This window comes from Natrinema hispanicum (assembly GCF_004217335.1).
In the GTDB taxonomy this organism is placed as follows: Archaea; Halobacteriota; Halobacteria; order Halobacteriales; family Natrialbaceae; genus Natrinema; species Natrinema hispanicum.
On the sequence record NZ_SHMP01000004.1, the window covers coordinates 1,031,005 to 1,053,437 of the forward strand.

24 protein-coding genes and 1 pseudogene are annotated in these 22,433 nt (G+C 63.9%); 9 read left to right on the forward strand and 16 right to left on the reverse strand.

Annotated features, from left to right (window positions below; all coding sequences use genetic code 11):
* Positions 1-37 precede the first annotated feature (37 nt).
* Positions 38-1,516 carry an HTTM domain-containing protein gene (locus BDK88_RS11910; protein ID WP_130500568.1) on the reverse strand — a complete coding sequence of 493 codons (1,479 nt, stop codon included), beginning with the start codon at positions 1,514-1,516 and terminating at the stop codon, positions 38-40.
* Positions 1,517-1,654: 138 nt separating this feature from the next.
* Complete coding sequence (locus tag BDK88_RS11915; RefSeq protein WP_130500569.1) at positions 1,655-2,482, reverse strand: pantoate kinase; 828 nt, start codon at positions 2,480-2,482, stop codon at positions 1,655-1,657.
* Between the two features lie 393 nt (positions 2,483-2,875).
* Here BDK88_RS11915 and BDK88_RS11920 point away from each other — a divergent pair, with 393 nt between their 5' ends.
* On the forward strand, positions 2,876-3,679 hold the full coding sequence (locus BDK88_RS11920) for a ZIP family metal transporter (protein ID WP_165396961.1): 804 nt from the start codon (positions 2,876-2,878) through the stop codon (positions 3,677-3,679).
* 186 nt (positions 3,680-3,865) lie between these two features.
* Here the strand turns inward: BDK88_RS11920 and aspS are convergent, their stop codons facing one another.
* Together aspS and BDK88_RS11930 are read right to left on the reverse strand one after the other, a co-directional pair.
* On the reverse strand, positions 3,866-5,170 hold the full coding sequence (gene aspS / locus BDK88_RS11925; protein WP_130500570.1) for an aspartate--tRNA(Asn) ligase: 1,305 nt from the start codon (positions 5,168-5,170) through the stop codon (positions 3,866-3,868).
* Positions 5,171-5,265: 95 nt separating this feature from the next.
* A complete protein-coding gene (locus BDK88_RS11930) occupies positions 5,266-6,612 on the reverse strand; it encodes a cytochrome P450 (protein ID WP_130500571.1) in 1,347 nt (448 codons plus the stop codon).
* 152 nt (positions 6,613-6,764) lie between these two features.
* Here BDK88_RS11930 and BDK88_RS11935 point away from each other — a divergent pair, with 152 nt between their 5' ends.
* Both BDK88_RS11935 and BDK88_RS11940 read left to right on the forward strand, forming a co-directional pair.
* The gene (locus BDK88_RS11935) at positions 6,765-7,433 is read left to right on the forward strand and encodes a helix-turn-helix domain-containing protein (RefSeq protein ID WP_130500572.1); all 669 of its coding nucleotides are present in this window, start codon (positions 6,765-6,767) and stop codon (positions 7,431-7,433) included.
* A 51-nt stretch (positions 7,434-7,484) separates the two neighbouring features.
* Positions 7,485-8,270: an SIR2 family NAD-dependent protein deacylase gene (locus BDK88_RS11940; protein ID WP_130500573.1), complete on the forward strand. Its 786-nt coding sequence runs from the start codon at positions 7,485-7,487 to the stop codon at positions 8,268-8,270.
* 60 nt (positions 8,271-8,330) lie between these two features.
* Here the strand turns inward: BDK88_RS11940 and BDK88_RS11945 are convergent, their stop codons facing one another.
* The 6 genes and pseudogenes from BDK88_RS11945 to BDK88_RS11965 all read right to left on the reverse strand — a co-directional run bounded on the left by BDK88_RS11945 (position 8,331) and on the right by BDK88_RS11965 (position 12,079).
* The gene (locus BDK88_RS11945; RefSeq protein ID WP_130500574.1) at positions 8,331-8,987 is read right to left on the reverse strand and encodes a trimeric intracellular cation channel family protein; all 657 of its coding nucleotides are present in this window, start codon (positions 8,985-8,987) and stop codon (positions 8,331-8,333) included.
* Between the two features lie 176 nt (positions 8,988-9,163).
* Entirely contained in the window at positions 9,164-9,865 is a 702-nt protein-coding gene (locus BDK88_RS11950; RefSeq protein WP_130500575.1) for a phosphoglycerol geranylgeranyltransferase, read from the reverse strand.
* Between the two features lie 159 nt (positions 9,866-10,024).
* Positions 10,025-10,198, reverse strand: a complete 174-nt coding sequence (locus tag BDK88_RS21210; RefSeq protein ID WP_165396959.1) for a hypothetical protein — start codon at positions 10,196-10,198, stop codon at positions 10,025-10,027.
* 149 nt (positions 10,199-10,347) lie between these two features.
* Positions 10,348-11,542 (reverse strand): annotated as a pseudogene (locus tag BDK88_RS11955) (threonine synthase).
* A 136-nt stretch (positions 11,543-11,678) separates the two neighbouring features.
* Positions 11,679-11,855: a 50S ribosomal protein L37e gene (locus BDK88_RS11960; protein WP_092929608.1), complete on the reverse strand. Its 177-nt coding sequence runs from the start codon at positions 11,853-11,855 to the stop codon at positions 11,679-11,681.
* Positions 11,852-12,079, reverse strand: a complete 228-nt coding sequence (locus BDK88_RS11965) for an LSM domain-containing protein (RefSeq protein WP_008011591.1) — start codon at positions 12,077-12,079, stop codon at positions 11,852-11,854. Before BDK88_RS11965 ends, BDK88_RS11960 begins: the two co-directional genes overlap by 4 nt.
* Positions 12,080-12,207: 128 nt before the next feature.
* On the opposite strand from BDK88_RS11965, the gene BDK88_RS11970 reads away from it, so the two are divergent.
* Together BDK88_RS11970 and BDK88_RS11975 are read left to right on the forward strand one after the other, a co-directional pair.
* Entirely contained in the window at positions 12,208-12,525 is a 318-nt protein-coding gene (locus BDK88_RS11970; RefSeq protein WP_130500576.1) for a hypothetical protein, read from the forward strand.
* A gap of 110 nt (positions 12,526-12,635) precedes the next feature.
* The gene (locus BDK88_RS11975) at positions 12,636-13,592 is read left to right on the forward strand and encodes a zinc-dependent metalloprotease (RefSeq protein WP_130500577.1); all 957 of its coding nucleotides are present in this window, start codon (positions 12,636-12,638) and stop codon (positions 13,590-13,592) included.
* 27 nt (positions 13,593-13,619) lie between these two features.
* Here the strand turns inward: BDK88_RS11975 and BDK88_RS11980 are convergent, their stop codons facing one another.
* The 3 genes from BDK88_RS11980 to BDK88_RS11990 form a co-directional block, all read right to left on the reverse strand.
* The gene (locus BDK88_RS11980) at positions 13,620-13,844 is read right to left on the reverse strand and encodes a hypothetical protein (RefSeq protein WP_130500578.1); all 225 of its coding nucleotides are present in this window, start codon (positions 13,842-13,844) and stop codon (positions 13,620-13,622) included.
* Positions 13,841-14,239 carry a nuclear transport factor 2 family protein gene (locus BDK88_RS11985; protein WP_130500579.1) on the reverse strand — a complete coding sequence of 133 codons (399 nt, stop codon included), beginning with the start codon at positions 14,237-14,239 and terminating at the stop codon, positions 13,841-13,843. Before BDK88_RS11985 ends, BDK88_RS11980 begins: the two co-directional genes overlap by 4 nt.
* A 74-nt stretch (positions 14,240-14,313) precedes the next feature.
* On the reverse strand, positions 14,314-14,865 hold the full coding sequence (locus BDK88_RS11990) for a hypothetical protein (protein WP_130500580.1): 552 nt from the start codon (positions 14,863-14,865) through the stop codon (positions 14,314-14,316).
* Positions 14,866-15,039: 174 nt separating this feature from the next.
* Here BDK88_RS11990 and BDK88_RS11995 point away from each other — a divergent pair, with 174 nt between their 5' ends.
* On the forward strand, positions 15,040-15,294 hold the full coding sequence (locus BDK88_RS11995) for a hypothetical protein (RefSeq protein WP_130500581.1): 255 nt from the start codon (positions 15,040-15,042) through the stop codon (positions 15,292-15,294).
* Here the strand turns inward: BDK88_RS11995 and BDK88_RS12000 are convergent.
* On the reverse strand, positions 15,291-15,848 hold the full coding sequence (locus BDK88_RS12000) for an SPW repeat domain-containing protein (RefSeq protein WP_130500582.1): 558 nt from the start codon (positions 15,846-15,848) through the stop codon (positions 15,291-15,293). The genes BDK88_RS11995 and BDK88_RS12000 overlap by 4 nt on opposite strands.
* Positions 15,849-16,063: 215 nt before the next feature.
* On the opposite strand from BDK88_RS12000, the gene BDK88_RS12005 reads away from it, so the two are divergent.
* The 3 genes from BDK88_RS12005 to BDK88_RS12015 all read left to right on the forward strand — a co-directional run bounded on the left by BDK88_RS12005 (position 16,064) and on the right by BDK88_RS12015 (position 20,128).
* Complete coding sequence (locus tag BDK88_RS12005; RefSeq protein ID WP_130500583.1) at positions 16,064-18,802, forward strand: AAA domain-containing protein; 2,739 nt, start codon at positions 16,064-16,066, stop codon at positions 18,800-18,802.
* A gap of 60 nt (positions 18,803-18,862) precedes the next feature.
* Complete coding sequence (locus BDK88_RS12010; RefSeq protein ID WP_207225279.1) at positions 18,863-19,702, forward strand: phosphatase PAP2 family protein; 840 nt, start codon at positions 18,863-18,865, stop codon at positions 19,700-19,702.
* A gap of 111 nt (positions 19,703-19,813) precedes the next feature.
* Entirely contained in the window at positions 19,814-20,128 is a 315-nt protein-coding gene (locus tag BDK88_RS12015; RefSeq protein WP_130500584.1) for a YbjQ family protein, read from the forward strand.
* Between the two features lie 64 nt (positions 20,129-20,192).
* Here BDK88_RS12015 and BDK88_RS12020 read toward each other — a convergent pair whose 3' ends face one another.
* Positions 20,193-21,194 carry an AIR synthase family protein gene (locus BDK88_RS12020; RefSeq protein ID WP_130500640.1) on the reverse strand — a complete coding sequence of 334 codons (1,002 nt, stop codon included), beginning with the start codon at positions 21,192-21,194 and terminating at the stop codon, positions 20,193-20,195.
* 142 nt (positions 21,195-21,336) lie between these two features.
* Positions 21,337-22,338 carry a TIGR04024 family LLM class F420-dependent oxidoreductase gene (locus tag BDK88_RS12025; protein ID WP_130500585.1) on the reverse strand — a complete coding sequence of 334 codons (1,002 nt, stop codon included), beginning with the start codon at positions 22,336-22,338 and terminating at the stop codon, positions 21,337-21,339.
* Positions 22,339-22,433 lie beyond the last annotated feature (95 nt).

Below are 22,433 nucleotides of genomic sequence, written 5' to 3' on the forward strand. Positions count from 1 at the left end.
TCGGAGTGTGGATATGGACTGGAGCCACCCACATTCGTCAGCCACAGCTGGCATCAGTCCGCGTATATGCAATCGGCTCGCCGATCGGTCCGTCCGCATCGACGGGTTGTTCGACGCGATAGATCGTCACCGACTCGACGTCGGCGGACGTCCGTTCACAGACGTTCGCCGCGACTGGCTTGGCAGCGCCGTCGACGCCCTGCGATTTCGTCCCGTATCGTTTCCAGAGCGTCGTCGGATACCGTTCCATGGCGTTGGGTGGGCGATCGAAATCCACGGACTCCCCGTCGACGAGGTCGATTACCGTCCCGGACTCATACTCGGCTTCGACGACGTACCAGCTGTACGAATCAGGCGGGTTTGGCGCGAAAAACGCCCAACTCGCGCTCTCGAGCGTACTACCGGCCCCCGACGAGGGCGTCTCGACGAGGCCCGCCGCGACGAGTTGCCAGCCAACCAGCACGACAAACAGGCAGACCAGAATGCCCGTCGCAGTCACTCGCAGTCCACGCCGAACGAGCAGTCTCGTCCCGGACGGTGTCGAGTCGCTAATCTCTCGGCGGATGGGCTCGAGACGGGACGGGATAGTGCGTTTCGTGACGACCTGATCGATGGCATCCCAGAGCCGCGGCGGGAGAAACAGCAACAAGACGGCACACATGACGAACGGAAAGGCCCCGAGTCGCATCGTTGCGGCCATCGAGAGGTGTGCGCCGATGAACGCGACGACGGTCGCGATTCGGAGCCATCTCGTTGCGGCCACGAGCAGCACCGATGCGGACAACACGGCGGTCCAGAGCCAGTTGATCCCGGTGAGGACGGCGGGATACTCCGCGAGGGTCGGCCCCAGTAGGTACACGAAGTCCTCGAGTTGGAAGATCCGCTGGACGGCCACACCGCTCGTCCAGGCCTCGCTCTGAAACTTGAGGATGGCATTGATCGCATAGATCACAACGACGTGAAAGAGTATCGTGGCAGTCGCCACCGAGAGAATCCGGTCGTCGTCGGGTCGAGGACGGCGGCGCAGCGACCACCGCGCGTCGAGTGGCAGAAACGCCGCAAGGAACAGTACCGAGATGAGGATCGTATCACCACCGTTGACCAGGTATGGGTTGCGAGCGTGCAGTGACGCAAGCAACACTGCAGTTCCAACTGCTGCGAATCGGGGGCGGTAGCCGACGAGCAGGCACGCGGCGAGGACGACTGTGAGGCCAAGCAACAGGGCTTGCACCCACAGGGAGCCGGAGATGGCGTACAGCGACCACCGCGCGAGCGTCGGGGCCGTCTCAGCGAGTGTCGCTCGAGGTAAGACTCCGTCGTCCGTGTAGAACATCTCCAGTTGTGGGGCCCGAAGGACGAGGAGATCGGCGATGATGACGAGACCGATCCCGATCCGAAACGCACCCAGCGCTCGCGGGTCGATTCCGAGATGTGACTGGATGCGCCCTCGAAGCGACGTGGCCGTCGCCATATCACCGTCAGTCGCCGTCGTCGATGGGGCGTGGGCAGCAGGCATGGCGGTCAGCGACGCTGATCGCCGACTTCTAACCCATCCTATAAGTGTTTTCTCCTTAGGATAGCACTCAGGTGTGCACGCCTAACTGAGTCACACGTGTCTCGAGCAAGGGCTGTCACGGACGCGGTCTGCCTGCTATCATCGCAACATGGCACCGGCTGGATGGGTGGCACAGACCGACGGCTCGTAGCCCGCATCGGACAGGCCTGTCCCGAGCGCAAAGACGGTGTTGCCGAGCATGGCCATCGAGGCCTGTCCGTCGACCGCCGAGACATCGGCGATCGCCTCTCGCACTTGCGCTGTCAGCAATTCTGCATCACGTGCGAACCGCCGCGAGGCGTACATAAACGACAGCAGCGTCGGCTCCTCGACGACGCGAGAGAGCGCATCCTGTCCGGCAGCGGTCAGCGTCTCGGTATCGCCCGAGAGCACGTCGGCCGTCGAGAGTTCGCCAAAGGAGACGTACTCGACGCGGGCTCGAGCGGGAATCGTATCGAGGACGTTCTCCTGTGGCCCGCCGGGCTCGAGACGGATCGGGACGCCGCCACGAGCCTGGGCGACCACGTCGCCCAGACCGGTCCCAGCTTGGACCTCGGCCCCGTGGGCGATCGTGACGAGTTCGTTCATCGAGAGCCTGCACGCGAACACGCGGTTTGCCGCAAGCGCCGTCCCGAGAGCCATCGCACCTGAGACACCGAATCCGGCACCGAGTGGCAGGTCGGCGTCGGCTTCGACGCGGGCGGTCACGTCGAGCGTCTCGAGGACGGTCGTCACTGGATCGATCTCGAGTTCGTCGCCGTCGAGCACGACGGTCGTCTCCGTCGCCGGTTCGACCGTTACCTCGACACCGTCGGTCAGCGTCAGTCCCGCACCCCGTGAGCCGGCTTTCGTCGGGTCCTCGTCGGGATGGGCGCTGAAAAAGCCCGTAACGTGGCCGGGAACGAACGCCGTCGCCTCCTCGCGCATCACGCCTCCGCTTTCGACCGGAGCGATATAACATTGAAGATTCCGCGCTTCCCTGCCCATCTGGGGGCTGATCCGGACTCCTGTCAGTCAGTGCCGGCCGGCCGCGACCGTCCTGCGGGCCCACCGGGACATCGGGACAGCAGCCCGTATGAGCCTCGAGTCGACACGAGAGAACTGGGCCGATCGATAGCAGACGCCGCGGCCACAGCGGGCAGAAGGATCGCGGTCGGGGATGTCGGTATCGACGTAGTCGGCTGTGGAGAGAGACAGTATGTGTGCCACCACAAGAGTTAATAAGATATAGAGCATAGTTATTAATAAGCAATAGTGCAAACCAGCAAGCTACAATCCATCACGGAGAGCTGGCATCGCATCCGTTCCGACTCCGATTGGATCGTCGGGGGTGGGGGACTGCTCGCACTGATCGCCCTCTCGGGAGTCGCAACACTCGCTGGCGTCAACTGGAAACTCGTCGCGATCTCCTGGACGGCGTTTGCGGCAATGGCGATCGGCGCACCGCTTGGGGCGCGTGCAGTACAGTCCGAGCATCCGCTCGAGCCGATTTGGGGGTACGGACTCGCAAGCGGTGCGATGGTCACGAGCGCTGCGCTCTTTCTCGTTCCGCAAGCGCTGGGCCAGCACGGCCGTCTCGGAAGTCTCGGGATCGCGATCGGATTCCTCGGTGGATACGTCGGGCACACGGTCGGCCACCGATTTACGCACCTGAACCTGCCGATCGACAGCACCGCAGCCGAGTTGACCGTCCACGCGCTCTCTGCGGGTGCCATCATCGGTGCGATCTACACCGCGATGCCGTCGCTGTCGTCGATTCTCGGCGTCGCACTGATCTCGCACAAGGCACCCGCTGGATACGCGGCAGCGCGACGACTCGCGGCACAGGGACGATCCGTGGTGCCGCTGCTGTTGCCAGCGGCGGCTGTCGGGCTCGTTGCCCTCCCGGTCGGCATCGTCGGATTCGCACCGGCGAGTACGCTGCGGGGACTGCTCTTCGGTATCGCGGCCGGCGTGTTCCTCCACGTCGCCGTTGACCTGCTCCCGGAGTGTACCACTGGCAGTGAAACGTGCCCCGCCGACGGCGACAGTCACCTCCACCGAGATCGGCTCCGCACTCACGCCGCACTGAGCGCGACCCTCGGCGGAACGGCAGTCGCACTCGCGTGGGCGTTCGTCGTCTGATCCTGCCGCTCTCTCCGTTTTCTGATGATCTGACAGCACTCCCTTGCTTTCGGGGCAGGTAGCTGTCTCCCTCGAGCGGTCACTCAAAAAAGCGCGTTTCGGAGTTGCGCCGTCGCTTACGGCGATAGCCGCTGTCGGTCTGGCGAGACTTCCGTCGGTCGTCTCGCTAGCTCCCAGGTGTGCCGCCTACGGCGACAGCCGCTGCCGGTCTCGCGGGAACAACACAGCCTCTCGGATGTTGTCCAGCCCGAGGATCGTCATGATCAGGCGCTCGCCACCGAGGCCGAAGCCGGCGTGAGGCGGCATGCCGTACTTGAACATCTTCGTGTAGTACTCGAACTGGTCGGGATCGAGGCCCTGCTGTTCGAAGCCTTCGATGAGCTTCTCGTGGCGGTGTTCGCGCTGGCCACCCGAGACCAGTTCCATGCGCGGGTGCATCAGGTCGAAGCCAGTCGAGAGGTCGGGATCGTCGTCGTGATCTTTGATATAGAACGGCTTGATCTCGCTTGGCCAGTCCGTGATGAAGTAGTGGCCGCCGACGTCGTCGCCGAGTGCTTTCTCGGCCTCCGTCGAGAGGTCGTCGCCCCAGACGAGTTGTTCGTCGAGTTCGCCCGTCGCGTTGATGCGCTCGATGGCGTCCTCGTAGCTGATACGCGGGAAGTCTCCGTCGGGGGCCTCAAACTCGTCCTCGAGGCCGAGCGCCTCGAGTTCCTCGCTGCAGTTCTCGGCGATGGCCTCGTAGGCTGCTTTGACGACGCCTTCGACGACATCCATGGCGTCGTTCTGGTCACAGAACGCGCCCTCGAAGTCGATCGAGGTGGCCTCGTTCAAGTGTCGGGGCGTGTTGTGTTCCTCGGCGCGGAAGATCGGGCCGATCTCGAAGACGCGCTCGACGTTGGAGCCAGCGATCAGCTGTTTGAACAGCTGTGGCGACTGGTTCATGAACGCTTCTTCGCCGAAGTAGGTGATCGGGAAGAGTTCGGTGCCGCCTTCGGTCCCGGTCGCGACGATCTTCGGCGTGGTGATCTCCGTACAGCGGAACTCGCGGAACTGGTCGCGGACCGCGCGCAGAATCTCCGAGCGGATCTCGAAGATGGCCTGAACCTCGTCCTTGCGCAGGTCGAGGGTGCGGTTATCCAGTCGCGTCGAGAGATCGGCGTCGACCTTGCCGGAGGGGTCAAGCGGCAGTTCGGGGTCGGCAGGGGCGACGACCTCAACGGACTCGGGCGTGACTTCGACGCCCGTCGGCGCGCGCGGCTCTTCTTCGACCGCGCCGGAGACTTTGACGACGCTCTCGCGAGAGACGCCCAGTCCGGTCTCGACGAGATCCTCGTCCATCTCGTCTTTCTCGAACTTGATCTGGATCTTACCCGAGGTGTCTCGGAGAATCAGGAAGGCGATGCCACCGAGATCGCGGATCTCGTGGACCCAGCCGGCGACGGTGACGTCGTCGCCCGGCTCGGCGTCGGCAGTGTAGGTTCTGTTCTGCATACCACCTGATTCACGCAGGCGGAACTTAAACGCAGCCGTTCGCACCCGTGGATTACCGCGATGTGCGGGATGGGTTCCCGAGCGACAAAACCCGCTCAGCGTTCGTGGACAGTCATCGGAATCTCGTGTTTCGGCCGCGCGGTTACTGTCGCCATCAGATCCAGATCCGTCCCGGGGACGAGTTCGAGGTGGTAGTCACGGTAGACCGTCGCGAGGATGAGCCGGGCCTCGAGCATCGCAAAGCGGTCGCCGATACAGCGACGCGGACCTGCCGCGAACGGGAAGTACGCCAGTTTCGGAAGCTCGCTCTCGAGGTCGTCAGTCCACCGTTCCGGCCGGAACGCGAGCGGGTCGTCGTACCACCGGGGGTCGCGGTGGACGACCCACTGGTGCATCCGGACAGTCGATCCCGGTTCGATCTCGTAGCCGTCGATGACGTCGGGTTTGACCGGTTCGCGGACGATCCCCGGCACGGGCGGGTAGAGTCGCATCGACTCTTTGACGACGCGTTCGGTGTACGTAAGGTCAGCAAGGTCGCCCATCGTCGGCGTCCGGTCGCCGAGGACATCCTCGAGTTCCGCGACGAGCCGTTGCTCGACCTGCGGGTTCTTCGAGAGGAGATACATCGTCAGCGTCAGCGACAGCGCCGTCGTCTCGTGGCCGGCTAGCAACAGCGTGACCACTTCGTCCCGGATCTGTTCGTCCGACATCCCGTTGCCGGCGTCGTCGGTCGCCTCGAGCAGTTTCGAGATAACGTCGTGATCCGTCGGGTTGGTCCGCCGTTGCTCGATCAGCCGATAGACGACCTCGTCGAGGTCTTCGCGAGCGCGCTGGATCTGCCGTCTGGCCGGCGTCGGGACGTTCGGTGGCAGGACGTAGTTCGAGAGGCTCTCGGAGGCTTCCATGAACTGCTCGAGTGCCGAGCCGATAGTGTCGACGTGCTCGTCGACGTCGACTCCGAACAGCGCCCGGGCGACGATCTTCAGCGTCACTTCCATCATATCCTCGTGGACGAGCCGCGTCTGGCCGTCGTCCCACGACTCAAGGGCCTCCTCGGTGAACTCGGTCATCATCGTCGCGTACTCCTGGATCCGGTCAGGGTGGAACGCGGGCTGGATCAGGTGGCGGTTGCGTCGCCAGACCGCGCCTTCACTGTTAAGAATGCCCTTGCCAGTAAGCGGCCCGAGGACGCGCTGAAACCGGTCGCCTTTGACGTAGTTCTCGTTGTTCTGGACGAGGACGTGCTCGATGTAGTCGGGATGGTTCAACTGGTAGACCCGCCCCTCGGGGTCCTTCCAGGAGGCGATATCGCCGTACTCGCGGGCCGTTTGCGTCATAAAGCCGTATGGATCGCGGAGGAACGCGACCTGATTGCCAAGCAGCGGGAGCCCATCGGGTCCCGGCGGATAGCGGTCAGCGGTCGCAGCCGTATCGTAGCGCATTCGTAGCTGGATAAAGGACCTGCGGCCACCTTTCTGTATGGCCGAGCACGCTAGGTGTTTTTAACTCGAGGGGCGATACGGACCGCCATGAGTTCGTCCGTCACTCCGATCGCAAACACGCCGGCTGACGACGCCGCTGACGGTGATCAGCGATGAGATACGCCACGATGGTACTGACGTGGGCCGACGGTCGGCTCAACGCGATCGACGACCGTTTCGGTCGTAGCGACGCAGTCTCGATCGAGGCGATCCGCTACTTGAACCCGGTCCACGAACAGCGATACGTCGAACTCCTTGAGCTTCGTGGCGACCTCGAACGGGCCCGCGCGTTGCTCGCCGACTGTCCAGAGGCACTCGAGTACGACGTCGCCGGGGCGGACGACCGTGGCGTCGCCTACGTACAGTGTCAGGTCGTCGAACCCGTCGACGAGTTGCTGTCGATCCTCCGCGAGCACGAAATCGTCCTCGACTGGCCGATGACCTACGTCGACACCGACGCGGCGCGCGGGCTCGAGGTGACGGCGCTCGGGACGAGCCGGGCGATCCAGCACGCCGCCGCGGCGCTTCCAGACGGGATCGACCTCGATCTCCAGCGGCTGGGTGAGTACGACCCCGGCGGTGGCCAGTCCTCGCCGACGCTGACCGCCCGCCAGCGGGAACTGTTCGAACTCGCCGTCAGCGAGGGGTACTACGAGGTGCCACGCGAGACGACACACCGGGAACTGGCCTCGAAACTCGATCTCGCGACGGGGACCGTCAGCGAACACCTCCAGCGGATCGAAGCGACGCTAGCCGCCAGGTACACGTCGGCAATGGGATAATCGAGCGACCGATCCACCTCGCTTTTATCGATCGACCGTCGCTCTCTCGATATGGACGACCTCGAGCGACTCGCCGACGACATCCGGCGTGCAGACACCGTTGTGGCCCTGACTGGCGCGGGTATCTCAGCCCCATCGGGCGTGCCGACGTTCCGCGGTGACGACGGCGTCTGGGATCGGTTCGACGAGGGACAGTTCGCCTACGGGCGGTTCCAACGCGATCCCGCGGGCTTCTGGGACGACCGTGTCGACCTCCAGCGAGAGCTGTTCGGCGACGATCCCGACCCGAACGCGGCCCACGAAGCGCTGGCCGCGATGGGGCGTGCAGGTACCCTCGAGGCGATCTGCACCCAGAATACGGACGGACTACACGGTGTGGCGGCCGACACGGTCACGGCTGATGCCGCCGAATCGGCCACAGCCACCACGACGATCCTCGAACTCCACGGAAACGCCCAGCGGGTTCGCTGTCAGGACTGTGGGAGCCGCCGTGACAGTGAGCCAATCATCGAGCGTGCAGCCGCCGGCGACTTGCCGCCGACCTGTGACTGTGGCGGCGTCTTCAAGCCCGACATCGTCCTCTTCGGCGAACAGTTGCCGGGTGCAGCGATCCAGCGTGCGCGATCGCTCGCCCGCGAGAGCGACGTCTTCCTTGCGATCGGCTCCTCGCTGAGCGTCCAGCCCGCTGCCTCGCTCCCGCGGCTTGCCGCGGAAACCGACGCGACGGTTGGGATCGTCAACCTCGAGTCGACACCGTATGACAGCCTCGCCGACGTCGTCTATCGCGAGGACGTGACGACTGTCTTGCCGCGGCTGCGAGAGCTCGTCGCCGAGTAACGGGCGGCATAGCAGTTCGGCAACACCGCTGTGGGCCACGTTGCCCGACTGTTGGGTCGATCAATTCCGGAGGAGTTCTAAATTCTGCACTGTCGGGAGATCCCAGTTATACGTAACTGCAGCGAGCCGAGTCACGACAGTCACGACCGCACACACCACAGCGGCCGTACTTCCAGTTGCGCCGACCGTTCCCACGAGCCAGTATGCACTCCCGCCGAGGACTGCACAACTGGCATAGAAATCTTCGAAGAGGATGAACGGGGAGCGGTCGAGAAGGATATCTGCGAACGCACCACCACCGACGGCGTTGATCGTTGCGATCGTAACGACACCAAATACTGACACACCTGCCTCGGTTGCGACGATCGCACCAGCTGTTGTAAAGGCAGCAAGCCCGATCGCATCCGAGACAAGCGTTATTGGATGCGTCTCTGGAGAGGAGAGGACGACTGTCAGTGCGATCGCTAACCCGACTCCAAACAGCCCCAGACTGATTTCGATCGGGGACTGCAGTGCTAATGGAACCCGCCTCACGAGAATATCACGTGTTGCCCCACCGCCGAATGCCATTGCCAACCCAACGATCGTAATGCCGAGCACGTCGAATTCCTCACGGATCGCCTTCGACGATCCGACGAGGGCGAACGCGATCAACCCGATCGTGTTCATCACCGCAAATGGATCGCCAAACAATACGTCGAGGAGCTCCTGACCCATTAGGCGCTCCTACGAGAACGAATCTCTTGAGTGCTCCGAGACGACTCGTCTTCAGCGCCACTCCCCCTCACGTGCGGTGACTGCACGACCGATACTCACTGGGTCGTGAAATCCACAGCGGATCGATATGTGGGGAGAGAGTTGTCCTGCTCGGGGGCGACGAGAGACAGTCGCGTTTATGCGTCGTTTGCTGCTTCGACCGTTTCCTGGACCGCTTCGATACCCTCGTCGTGTGCGAGGTCACCGACGACGATGACGTCGGCGTACTGGGCCATCGAGTACGCGGAGTCGTAATCGTGGATCCCCCCACCGTAGAACAGCGTCGCGTCGTCGACTGCGTTGGCTGCGGCATCGACGACGCCTTCGTCACCGAGCATGCCCGAATATTCGACGTAGACGATCTCCTGGCCGAACATCCTCTCGGCGACCGTCGCGTAGGCGGCGACGTCGTCGGCCTCGAGGTCGCAGTTGGCCTCCGTCAGCGTCGCCACGTCGGCCTCGGGGTTCATGACGATGTAGGCCTCCGTCGTCGTCCGCTCCCAGTCGAGGTCGTCGTCGAGTCGGACCCATTCCTTGTGGGCCTCGGTGATCCAGAACGGCGAGCCGGCGTTGAACACCGTCGGGATGAGATAGCCGTCGAGCGCGTCGTCTTCGAGGACGACCTGTGGGTTCGAGGGTTCCTGATAGAGCGGGACATCGTGTTCAGCACAGGCCTCGATGACGGCACTCATGTTTTCCTCGGTGATGCCCATCGTCCCGCCGACTTCAATCGCGTCAGTACCAGTCGCACAGAGATCGCCGTAGGTCACACCCTCGGGTAACTCCTTGTCCGGATCGATCTTGAGAACGTGATTCCAGTCGTCCCAGGGGGTAGTCATACCGCGTCGTTGCCAGACAACCAGCAAAAGCGCTACGGAACGCCCCCGTCTCGAGCGTCCGCGTGGCACCCGACGAGACTGCCGTGGTCAGTCCCGCGCTCGAGTCCTGACGGCCCGCAACCCATTCCGGCGCGCGAGTGCCCTCGTGTGCGCCCTGGATTACAATTGCTCGGCGCTGACAGCTTGTAGCGTGCTGTCGTTTTCGACCTCCCAGATCCGAAGCACGAGGTGGGCCTTGCAGTAGTATTCAGCGGTCTCCAGACCGGTTTGCCCGTTCTTGAGAACGAGCTGGCACATGTCCCCGTTCGAACACTCTGGTGAATGTTCACACATTGGTACTCGTTTCGTCTACTCGTCTCGCAGTCAAGACACTGTCGGTGGTCGCCATCAATCCCAGAACGGGGATCTAACCGGCTGCTATCGGTTTTGAGCGGCTTTCGGGGTCGATATCACCGAGTACTGAGTGGCGGAACGGGTGCCGTTCAGATTCCCTGACTCATCAGGTGGCTGCGCAACACGTCGGCTTCCTTGTTCCCCGCACCAGTGTTGACGATGACGACCAGTCTCGTCGCCGTCGAACGCACCGCGCTCTGCGAGTCCCCACGCCCCGCTTGCGGCTGCCGCAGCGCTCGGGATCGGCTCGAGTCCGGTCGCCTGCGCGACCCGCACCGCGGCCTCGAGGATGTCCGGATCATCGGTCGCGATCGCACCGCCATCAGTTTCACGGATGGCCTCGAGGACGCGCGGGCTTGCAACGGGGTCGGGAATCTCGAGTTCACCACAGATTGTGTCCGGGTGCTCGACCGGCTCGTGGTCGTCGCGGTCGGCGTCGAACGCCTCGACGATCGGGGCACAGCCTGCTGCCTGCGTCGCATACAGCGCGGGCGTCTCGTCTGTCAGGCCGAGTTTGCGGTACTCGGCTGCGGCCTTGGCTGCACCGACGAGGCCGACGCCGTCCCCGGTGGGGTAACAGATCACGTCGGGGACCTCCCACTCGAGCTGTTCGACGAGTTCGTAGAACAGCGTCTTCGCGCCCTCGTGGCGATAGGGAGTCTCGAACGATCGGAGGGAGTACCAGTCGTCGTGTTCGCCCAGTCCCTCCTCGAAGGCTCCGACGGCGTCGCCAAAGCGGCCGCCGACGACGTTCATGTCGCCGCCATGGACGTTGACCATCGCCTTGTTCGTAAAGCCCGAACGCGAGGGGAGATACGCGTGTGCCTCGAGTCCCGCACGGGCCGCGTAGGCCGCGACAGCCTGCCCGCTGTTCCCCGTCGAGGGCAGCGCGACGTCGGTCGCACCGTGTTGGGCTGCCGCCGTGACGGCGACCGATGCGCCGCGGTCCGTCCTCGAGCCTGTCGGGTTCCGGCCCTCGTCTTTGATCAGCACACGCTCGACGCCGAGTTCGGCGGCCAGATCGGGGCAGTCGACCAGTGCGGTCGCGCCCTCCCCTGTCGTCACCGCTGACTCCCGAGAAAACGGGAGCAACTCCGCATAGCGCCACTGCCCGTCGAACGGCCGGGCGGCGAGCGTCTCGCGGTCGAGGTCGATCGCGTCGTACTCGTAGGTCGGGTCGAGCGTGCCGTCACAGTCCGGGCAACGATGAGACTCCGCAGCGGCGTCGACGGTGGCCCCGCAGTCGACACACTCGAGACCGGTAAAGGCGTCTGTGGTTTCCATACGGGAGTGTTAGCGGCTCGGAACTAAGGGCTGTCCATCGGTGGTTCAGTTCCGACAGCGTGCAACGGCGGACTGCACGCGACGGCGGCACCGCTATATCACGAAGCCGATGGAATGGAAAGAGAAACCGGAAAGATCAGTTGTCGCCGGCTTTCGACTGCCACTCGTAGTCGCGGCGTTTGGCCGATTTGCCGAAGCCGCACGACGAGCAGACCTTCTTCTTCGTGTGGTAGGACTTCTCTCCGCAGCGACGACACTTGGTGTGGGTCGTCTTGTTTTTCTTGCCTTGGGTCGGGGTTCCTGCACCAGTCATGGAGTGATCGAGACGACGTTGTCGCCGCGTATAATGGTTGTGTCTTCGACCGGGGCATCCTCTTCGACGCTACCCTCGACAGGGATCGTCACGTCTTCGAGCACCAGATTCATATGCTGATCGTAGCCGGCGAGTTCGCCAACGTGTTCGTCGCCACTCTTGAGTCGTACCGTGACGCGGTCACCGAGCGACGCCTCGAGGACGTCCAGCGGTCGTCCACTCATACGCAACACCGCAGGAGATGAGCACTTAATCGTACCGGTCCGGAGTCCAGTACAGCCATATTTCATCGACGAGTCAACCGGTTGGACCTAACCAAACGGCTAAGTGTCCGCTCGTGGACCGGCTACGCATGGGCGACAAGAAGTTCACTCTCATCGAATTGCACTTCGACGGCGACACACAGTTCGGACCGGGAACGATCGGCGAGACGCTTCCGATCGGGAGCACGGAACCGACAGCGGAGACGGACTCCGAAACTGAGACCGAATCTGAGGAGGGTGTGGCTGCAGCCGACGACTCCGGTGGCAGAGGCAAAAGCGCCGTCGGCGCGCTGGTCGCACTCGCCGTCCTCGTCGGCATCGCCGTCGCCGCCAAGAAGTTCCGTGGTGGGAGCGACGAGGAAGACGAACTCGAGTCTGAAGAAGAACCCGACGTCATCGTTACGTAACCACCACTCGCCGTCGAAGACGGCTGTCCGGACCCGTCTCGACAGCGCCACATTCACATCGACTCGAGGCGAGCCGAACGCTTTTGCGCTTCCTTCCCCTAGTCATCGTCGTGAATCTCTATCGTAGCGCCCGGGCCGTCGCCGGGGCGTCCGGTTCCGATGCGATCGACTGGCGATCGGCCGCCGACGCCGCCAAGGCGGCGACCGATCCCGGCACGCTCAAGCTCGAGCCCGGCGAGCGCGAGGGATACGCCCGCGACGTTCGGGATGCGCGGGCAGCCGTACGAGCGGTCTCCGGCGTCGAATTCGACGTGCCCGAAACCATCGAGATCCAGAACCGCCATCACTGGATCGACGCCAACGTCGCCACCTTCGAGCGGGTCATGAGCACCCTCGAGACCCACACCGGCGCGTTCCCCGGCGTCGCCCGGACGATCAACACGGGGACGATGACCGTTCTCCTTTCCTTCCTCGGACGGAACGTTCTGGGGCAGTATGACCCACTCCTGCTGGCCGATATGCCCGACGACGACCACGCGCTGTACTTCGTTCGGCCGAACATCCGCAACGCAGCCGACACGCTCGACGTGGACGCCGACCGGTTCCGTCGCTGGATCGCCTTCCACGAGGTGACCCACGCCGCCGAGTTCGGGGCCGCACCGTGGCTCTCAGACCACCTCGAAACCCGCATGGAAGACGGGATCGCCACCCTCTCGGAAGGGTCGTTCAACCGCGAGGCGTTCCGCGACCTCGACGCCGCGATGACCGTCGTCGAGGGGTATGCCGAACTGCTGATGGATCACGCCTTCGACGACGAGTACGAGGACCTGCGACGGAAACTCGACGAGCGCCGACAGGGCCGCGGTCCACTCCAACGGCTGCTCCGTCGCCTGCTCGGCCTCGGACTCAAGCAGCGTCAGTACGAACGCGGCAAGAACTTCTTCGAACACGTCGTCGCCGTCCGCGACCTCGAGACGGCGGGGCTCGTCTGGGACCACCCGGAGAACCTGCCGACCCACGACGAACTCGACGCGCCGGACCTGTGGATTCGACGCGTCGATCGCTAACCGCGCTCGAGGTTGATTCTGTGACCCCTAGTCGGTCAGGATCCAGACGAGGTACCACAGCAACGCGCCACCGGCGACGATACCGCCAAGCATCGCACCACCTATTACCACCAGCGAGGCGTCACTCTGGAAGGCAATCAGGCCGCCTGAAAGCCCGACCAGCAACACGAACACGATTTTGAGCTGATCGGCCGCGTTCGGCTGCGTCCTCGAGCGCGACGGGCCACGCTGTGGGCCGCGATCCCGGCTCATAAGTCATGTGGCGCGCTGACGTGCATCATGGCAAATCGCCAGTCGCGCGCACCGTCGCTGGCCGATGCCCGCTTTACGAGCGTGGCGCTCCAGCGACTGTCGAAGCGGTGTCGATCGCCGCTTGTCGTGTCCGTCCAGGCCATCGTGACGTTGTCGGCCGTCGTCGCGAACTCGTCGTGCTCGTCGACGACGAGATGCCGACTGCTGACCGTCCAGTCGTCGGTCGTTTCGGTCTGTTCTGCGAGCGCTCGCGCGATTTCGTCGCTCCCGAACAGGGACTCGCTGATACCGAACTTGACGGTCGACGCGTCGTCACGGAAGTAGGGCACGAGAGGCTCGCCGTTGCGGAGTGCGTCGTAGTAGTCGCGGACGATCGACTCGGCACTCGGTGACATAGCACTATGCTCGAAGCCTGCTCCCAAAGAGCCACCGGACGCGAACGCAGGTTACTGCTCCTCGACCGGCAGTCTCACATGAAGCCCCGATCGACTTCGTCCGTCTCGATCAGGTCGTCGAGTTCGCTGTTCAGTAGCTCGTCGGCCTCCTCGAAGCGCTCGGCGAGCCCCTCGAGTTCGTCGGGCCGATCGTACTGATCGTACGCCATCGGTCCGAAGGCGGGACTCTCGATGGCCTCCATCACGTCGTCGAAGAGGTCCTGTGGGCGGGTCGGCGCGTCCGCGTGCGTCTCGAGGACGGTCTCGAGACGCTTCCCGACGGTCTCGGCCTGCGCTTCGTCTTCGGGCGGGGATTGGACCGCAAAGCGGCCACCCGCGTCGCGTTCGGGCATGAACGAGCCGATTTCGTCATCCAGATTGCGGGCGACCCGTGTCCCGACGCCGCGGACCTCGAAGGGGTTTTTCGCGTACGTTTTCAGGAAGAAGACGCCGGCCCGGGGATGCGCGAGGTACATGTCTTCGCCGACGCCACCGGCGCGGTCACCGGCGACGGCGCGCCAGTCCTCCGGATCGACAGCTCGCTCCGTGACGTCCTCGAGTATGTCCTGCCACTCGCGTATCCGCATACGCGCCGGTTAGATTGCCGGCAGAAAGAACGTATCGATTACCTCGACAGACGCCCCGAAACGACTGTTACGCAAGACAACGACAGATTCGAGCCACGCAGCGCGTGGATGTGAGACAGAATCAAAAGGGATACGACAGCTCCCATCACAGGGAACGTAACCGACGCTTTCCCTATGTCCGGCCGTCACTTACTCTCGTTTGTCGAACTGTTTCGTGCCACGCCGGTGAAAAGTTCGCTGCTGACGTTTGCTCCGCTTGCACTGGCACTGGGACAACTCGGCAATAGCTACGTCAACGGCGTCTCGCCAGCCGTCTCGGTCGGTTTTGCCGCCGTAATGGTGATATTTGCCGCCGTTGCGATGAGCCACCACGCTGCCGAACACCGCATCCGTCGCCTCGAGGCCGACGACGGACCGAAACGGATCTAAATATCCGTCTCGGGTTCGGTTGCGACCGTCCGTGCGTCGCGGGCCTCGTAGGCGTTGTATCCCGCAAGGCTGGCGACCAACAGCCCGGACGCGATCGTGTTCCAGAACGGGCCGCCAGTCATCTCGAGCAGTGCTGCCGAGACGATGAGCCAGATACCAAGGATGGCGACCAGCGACGCGATGGCGGTACTAAGCGGGATGTCGTTGGCCAGACGGTAGTAGTTGTAGCCCGCCGCGACGCCGATGACGAGGCCGACCAGCACGTTGTTCCAGAGTGGTGCCGCCACGGTCTCGAGGACGACCGTCGACAGCGCGACCCAGACGCCGAGGGCGGCGACGAGCAGGCTGATGACCGATGTCTTGCGCCGGCGCTCCTCGTCTGCGACCTGGGTCGGCTCGTCACGTGGGTCACGGCCTGTATCCGTTCGATCACCGGCGCCGGTGCCCGAATCGATGTTGGCCGCTGCCGTTTCGATGCGGTTTGGTGGCCCGTCGTCAGTGCCGTCCTCGGGCGGGCCACCCGACCGACGGTCGTCGCTGTTAGGGTCACTCATAGCAGACAGCGGTTGGCGCTCACTCGCAAAAGCGTCCGCGTCCGTTCTTCTCATCACGGTTCGATTGATAACAGAGACAGTTCCGCATCTCACTGAAACGGACAGTAAACGCGTTTTATCGACGGGTGAACGCGACTGCCCTCAGCGCATCTCGCTCGCTGGCCATAGCCGAGCGACCGATAGCGTTTTTGATCACTCGACCGTGACAGTAGGCTGTGTACGTACGCGGAACCGTCGCTGACGAGGTCGACGTGCGGTCGGTGTCGACGAGCTACGGCGAAAGCGAACTCGCCGAGGTGCCGCTTCGACTGGCCGACGACGGGATCGAACCGCCCGGCGACGCCACGCCGGCGCTCAGCGACGGCGGAACGGCGGCCGTCACGGACGGCGACGAGACGACGACGGTGACGCTCTGGAATAAGTGGACCGAGTCTGCGGCGTTGCTTGAGCCGGGGATGGAACTGCTCGTGACGAACGCGAAAGAAGAGGAGTTCCGAGGTGAGACACAGTACGCGACCACGGGCGACTCGTATGTCGTCGTCGAACCCTCTTTTCTGGTCAGCGTCACGTCGATCCGCAACTGGGTCGAGTGTCCCCGGCTGTACTACCTGAACAAGCTCTCGGGCGTCCCGCTGAACTACCCCGTCGTCAAGGGGACACTCGTTCACGAGGTCTTCGGCGACCTCTTGCGGGGCCGCGACCTCGAGGAGTCGATCGAGGCCCGCGTCGAGGAACGCGGTCTCCAACTCGGCCTGCTGGGTGAGACGCCCGAGGCCGTCGCCGAGGACGTCCGTGAGAACGCCAAAGCGATTGAGGGCTGGCTCGAGCAGGGCCGGCTCACCGAGGACGACAACTGGCGCTCGGAACAACTGCTCATCAGCGAAACCTTCGGCATCCGCGGGCGGGCCGACGCCATCCGGCGGGGCGCGCCGGTCGAACTCAAGACGGGGAAGAACCTGAAAAAAGAACCGCGGTTCAAGGACAAGGTCCAGGCCGCCTGTTACGCGCTGTTGCTCGAGGAACACGGCGGCGACGTCGACACCGGAACCTTACTCTATACGAAGAACTCGGCGCTCGATCGTAACGAGGAGACCGGCGACCTCACCCCTGCAAAGGACTTCTCGATGGGCGATGGCCTCCTGAAGTACGTTGTCCGCCTGCGCAACGAGATCGCGGCGATGGAGATGTCGGGCGACATCCCGACGGGCTACGAGGCCGACGCGAAGTGTGAATACTGTTTCGAGCAGGACACTTGCATGGTCGTCTCCGGCCGCCTCGATCAGGACTCCAAGGCCGGCCAGATCGGCCAAGCGCTACCCGAGGCGGAACGCGAGTACTTCGAGCGCTTCTACCGGGCGATCGAGGAGGAACGCCGTGAGGTCCACCGCGAATACGCCAAACTCTGGGAACAGAGCGCCGAGGAACGGGCCGACGACGACCGCGCGCTGATCGACCTCGAGTTCGTCGAAAAACGGTCGCTCGAGGGCGGACGTTGGGAACTCAGAGCGCGCCGCGAGGGTGGTGCGACCTCGAAGCTCCGTGAGGGCGATCTCGTCCTCGCCAGCGACGGCCACCCGGTTCGCGGTGACTCCGAGTTGGCGCGGATCGAGCGGTTAGACGACGAGATCGTGCTGACAGCAGACGAGCCAGTCGAAGTCACACGCCTCGACGTCTATCCGTCCGAACTGACGACCGATCGGCTGCTCGTCGCGATGCACGATGCGCTCCTGAAAGGCGACGCGCGACGCAAGGATATCCTGTTCGGGCGCGCGGAACCCGAATTCGATAAGATCGAGGAGACGTTCATCGACAACAACGACGCCCAGAACGAGGCCGTGACGAAAGCTGTCGGCGCGCGAGACTGTGCGCTGATCCACGGCCCGCCGGGCACCGGGAAGACCTACACCATCGCCCAAGCCATCCGTGCGATGGTCGAGCGCGGCGAGCGCGTCCTGCTATCGGCCTTTACGAATCGTGCCGTCGACAACGCCCTCGAGGCCACCCTCGAGCAGTTAGGGGACGTAATCGATACCGACCGCGTCGTCCGCGTCGGCTCCGAAAGCGGCGTCCGCGAGGATATGGAACCGTATCGGCTCGAGCGCGCGGGCGACCCCGACGACCGCGTCGCGAAACTGCAAAACGCACAGGTCGTGGCGGCGACGACCGCGACCTGTGGTTCGCGGGTGATGAAAGAACAGGCCTTCGACGTGGCGCTGGTCGACGAGGCCGCCCAGCTCACCGAACCCGGTACCTGTGCAGCGATCAACCTGGCCGAGCGGTTCGTCCTCGTCGGCGACCACGAGCAGCTCCCGCCCGTCGTGCGCGCTGAAAACGATCTTTCCGAGTCGCTATTTGAACGGCTCGTCGATCTGTATCCCGATGCCGGCGTCATGCTCGACCGCCAATACCGGATGAACCAGCGCATTCAGGCATTTGCCTCCACTGAATTCTACGACGGCCAACTCCGGCCTGCGACGCCATCGGTCGCGAGTCGGATGCTCGACGATCTCGAGGGTGTCTCCAGCGAGGCGCTGCCCTCAAAGTTGCAGAATCCAGTTTCGTTCGTCGGCGTCGAGGGTGATCGAAGCCGGTACACCGACAGCGAGGAAGCCGCCCAGATCGCCGACCTGATCGAGGCGTACGAGGCCGCCGGTCTCGAGCGCTCCGAGATCGGTGTCATCGCACCCTTCCGTGCGCAGGTCTCGGAAATCTCGAATCACGTCCCAGACGATGTCGCCGTCGACACCGTCGACCGCTTCCAGGGCTCGAGTCAGGAGGTCATCATCGTCTCCTTTACCGCGACCGGCACGCTCGAGGGGCCGATCTTCGAGGATTATCGCCGGATCAACGTCGCGTTGACCCGGCCCAAACGCGCGCTCGTACTGGTCGGCGACGCGCAGGCACTTGCGTCCGATCCGGTCTACGAGCGAATGCTCGCATGGGCACGACGGTAACGTGCCTGGACGGCATGAAACTCCGACATTTATCTTCCGCTGAGCGTAACGACCGATGACATGCGACTCGAGGAGCAGAGTGCGCTCGTCCGGGATGCCGTCACCGCCGAGTACGCAGAGGTCGTCGTCTTCATCACCGACCTTGGCGGAACGACTGCACTTATGCTCCTCCTTTCGGTGCTATTCTGGTGGTCGAGTCGTCGCCGGAGCGCGCTCGTGATCAGTTACGCGGTCGCCGGACTGGCGCTCATGCTCTCGCTCAAGACGCTGTTTGCGCTGCCGCGGCCGCCAGCAGATGCCATGCTCGTGGCACTCGAGGACGAACGCACCGGCTACGGCTTCCCGAGCGGACATGCTTTCGCCGCTGCCGTCGTCTACGGCGGTCTCGTCTCTGCGTACGACCGAACGGGGGACCGACGGGCGCTGCTTACTGCCGGGACGCTCGTCGTCCTCGTCTCGCTTTCGCGGGTCGTTCTCGGTGTCCATTACCTCGGCGACGTGATCGTCGGTGCGGTCCTCGGGGTCGCGTTCGTCGTCGCCATGGACCGGCTCACGGGTGGCGATCCGACGATCGGCTTCGCGGTCGCGTTCGTCCTCTCGATTCCCGCGGTCGTCATCGCCGCCGGGACGACCGACTCGTTGCTTGGCCTTGGCGGCTCGATCGGCGGCCTGCTGGGCTCGCGACGGCTTTCGGCCCTGCCAGAACTGCGTTCCCGGCTCGAGGGACTCGTCCTTTTCCTCGTCGGTGGGGGATTCGTGGCCGTCGTCCAAGCCGCTGAATCGGCCGTCGAAGCGGTCGAACCCCTACTAGTCGTGCTCTACGCGATCCTCGTTGCCAGCATCCTCCTCGCGCCAGCCGCCGTCGGTCGCCTCGAGGTCGACGCACTCGAGTCGCGGTGAGTGTCGTCCGACGGGCAGTGGTAGCGCCGTCGATTCGCTGGTGTCCAATATCACGCAGACTCTCACACTATCGAAACAATACTTATTGTTAGCAGCCCTATATTATCGTGCATGGAACTCGTCACCACTGAAACGGTCCCCGGCCGCGAGATTCAAGAATCGCTTGGCATCGCACGCGGCAATACGGTCAAAGCGCGAAACGTCGGCCGCGATATCACACAGTCGCTCCGTAATATCACCGGCGGTGAGCTCAAAGCATACTCGGAACTGCTGACCGATGCGCGCGACGAGGCGATGTCACGCATGGTCGCGGACGCAGAGTCCATGGGTGCCGACGCCGTCGTCAACGTCCGACTCGAGAGTTCCGAGATCGCAAACGGCGGCTCGGAAGTCATCGCGTACGGCACAGCCGTCCGACTCGACTGAGACGGACTCCTCTCAGACGGTCTGATTGTCGTCGACGCGCTCGGAACTCGCGTGCTCGAGCCGATCACCCTTCGCGATCGGCCTGCTCCCAGAGCGGATACAGCTCGTCTTCGATCGGCCCGGTAATCGACTCACTGTCGAGAACGAGTTCGGGATCGTCACTCTCGAGTGCGCCGACGGTGCCGATCGCCGCTGCTTCGATCCCTGCGTCCTCGAGATCGGAGAGACACGAATCAAGCACGTCCTCGGGGACGGTCGCGAGCAACGCGCCGGAGCCGAAGATTCGCAGCGGATCAACGCCGGCGGCAGCACACAGCGTCGCTGTGGCCTCGCGAACCGGGACGTCGTCGCAGTCTATTTCGAGCCGGACGCCCGAGGCGCGGGCCACCTCGAGCAAGCCCGACGTGACGCCGCCTTCTGTGGGATCGTGCATCGCCGTCGCGTACTCGCGGACGATTTGGGCCTCGGGAACAACACTGATCTCCTCGAGATAGCCCGCAGCGCGCTCGCGGACCGCTGGATCGATGTCGAGGTCATCGCCGAAATCGGCCGCGAGGATGGCCGACCCCTCGATACCTGCCGCCTTGGTGAGGATGACGGCATCGCCTGGCTCGGCTCCGCCAGTCGGAACGTACCGCTCGGTCGCTCCCATCGCCGTCAGCGAGAGCAGCGGCCGCTCGAGTTGATCGACGTACTCCGAGTGACCACCGACGATCGACGCGCCGAGTTCACGCGCTGCGGCGTCGAGGTCACGAGAGATTTCCTCGAGGACGTCCGTGTTGACGCCGGTTGGAAGCAACACAACGGCAGTCAGCCAGCGCGGGTCGGCTCCCGAGACGGCGATGTCGTTGGTGGCGACAGCGATACCGAGTTGGCCGACCTGCGAGGCGGCCAGCGAAATCGGATCGGAGCTGACCACGAGCGTTCCCTCGCCATCGGGCCAGTCGATCGCGGCGGCGTCCTCGCCCTCGGCCGGGCCCTGTAATATCGTCTCGTCGGTCTCGGCTGCCCCCGTTCGCTGAAAGACGTGCGTGAGCAGGTCGTCCGGACTCACCTTGCCGGGCATACCACGAACTGGGTCGATGCGCGGCTTGTAGCTGTCGAAGAACTCGCTTCTCGATTCGCTCATACGGACTACTGTAAGTCATTTCCGGTGCAACCGCAACCCATACTGCGGTTGCACCGGCAAATCGTTACAGCAGACCGTATCAGACGTCAGGCGCGACCGCGTCCATCGTCCGGCGAATCCCCTCCTCGTCAGCACCACGCGGGAAACTGACCGCGATGGCGTCGAGCCCGTCGATCGCCTCGTAGCGTGCGAGTTGCTCGCGAGCCGTCTCCGGATCGCCGACCGCACAGAGGTCGTCGAGGATGTCCTCGTCGACGAGTTCGAGCGCGCGCTCGCGGTCGCCAGCCTGCCAGGCGTCGTAAATGTCAGCTGCCTCGTCGTAGCCCTGACGCTCGAGGGAATCTCGGTAGAACGTCCCCATCCCGCCGATATAGAAGGCGACGTGCTGGCGGGCGAGCGCGCGGGCTTTCTGGGGATCGTCCAGTACGCAGCAGGTGACGCCGGCAGTGACTCGGACGTCATCAGGGTCACGATCACCGAGGGCAGCACCGCGCTCGATATCCTCGAGTCGCGTGTCGATCCCCTCGGGCGTGAGCATGATGCCGTGCCAGCCATCGGCAAAGCGACCCGCGAGTTCGACCGCCTTGGGTCCCATGCCGGTGACCTCGATCGGCGGTGTCGTTTCCGGCGGGTCACAGCGCAGGCGAAACCCCGACAGCTCGAAGTCGTCGCCGTCGTAGTCGACGGGGTCGCCGGAGAGGACTTGCCGGACGATCTCGACTGTCTCGCGGGTTCGTTTGAGCGGGTTGCCGTACGTCATCCCGTGCCAGTTTTCGATCACGACGGGGCCACTCGGGCCGAGTCCCAGCCGGAACCGGCCCTCGGAGAGTTCCTGGAGCGTCGCCGCCGTCTGACCCAGCAAGGCCGGCGACCGCGAGTAGGTGTTGAAGATGCTCGAGCCGACATCGATCGACTCCGTTCGCTCGGCCATCGCCGAAAGGACGGTGACGGCGTCGCGACCCCACGTCTCGGGGAGCCATGCACAGTCGTAGCCGGCGTCTTCAGCCGCCTGCGTATAGTCGACGATCGAGTCGATCGTCGGCTGTGCGGCGACGGGAAGGTGGACATCTCTGTCAGTCATCGTCATACACAGTTGGCGTACTGCCTTTTGGCTGTATGGAAACCGGAGACGAGCTGTCTCCTGTTTATCTCCGGCATACCCATCTCGGGTGCCAG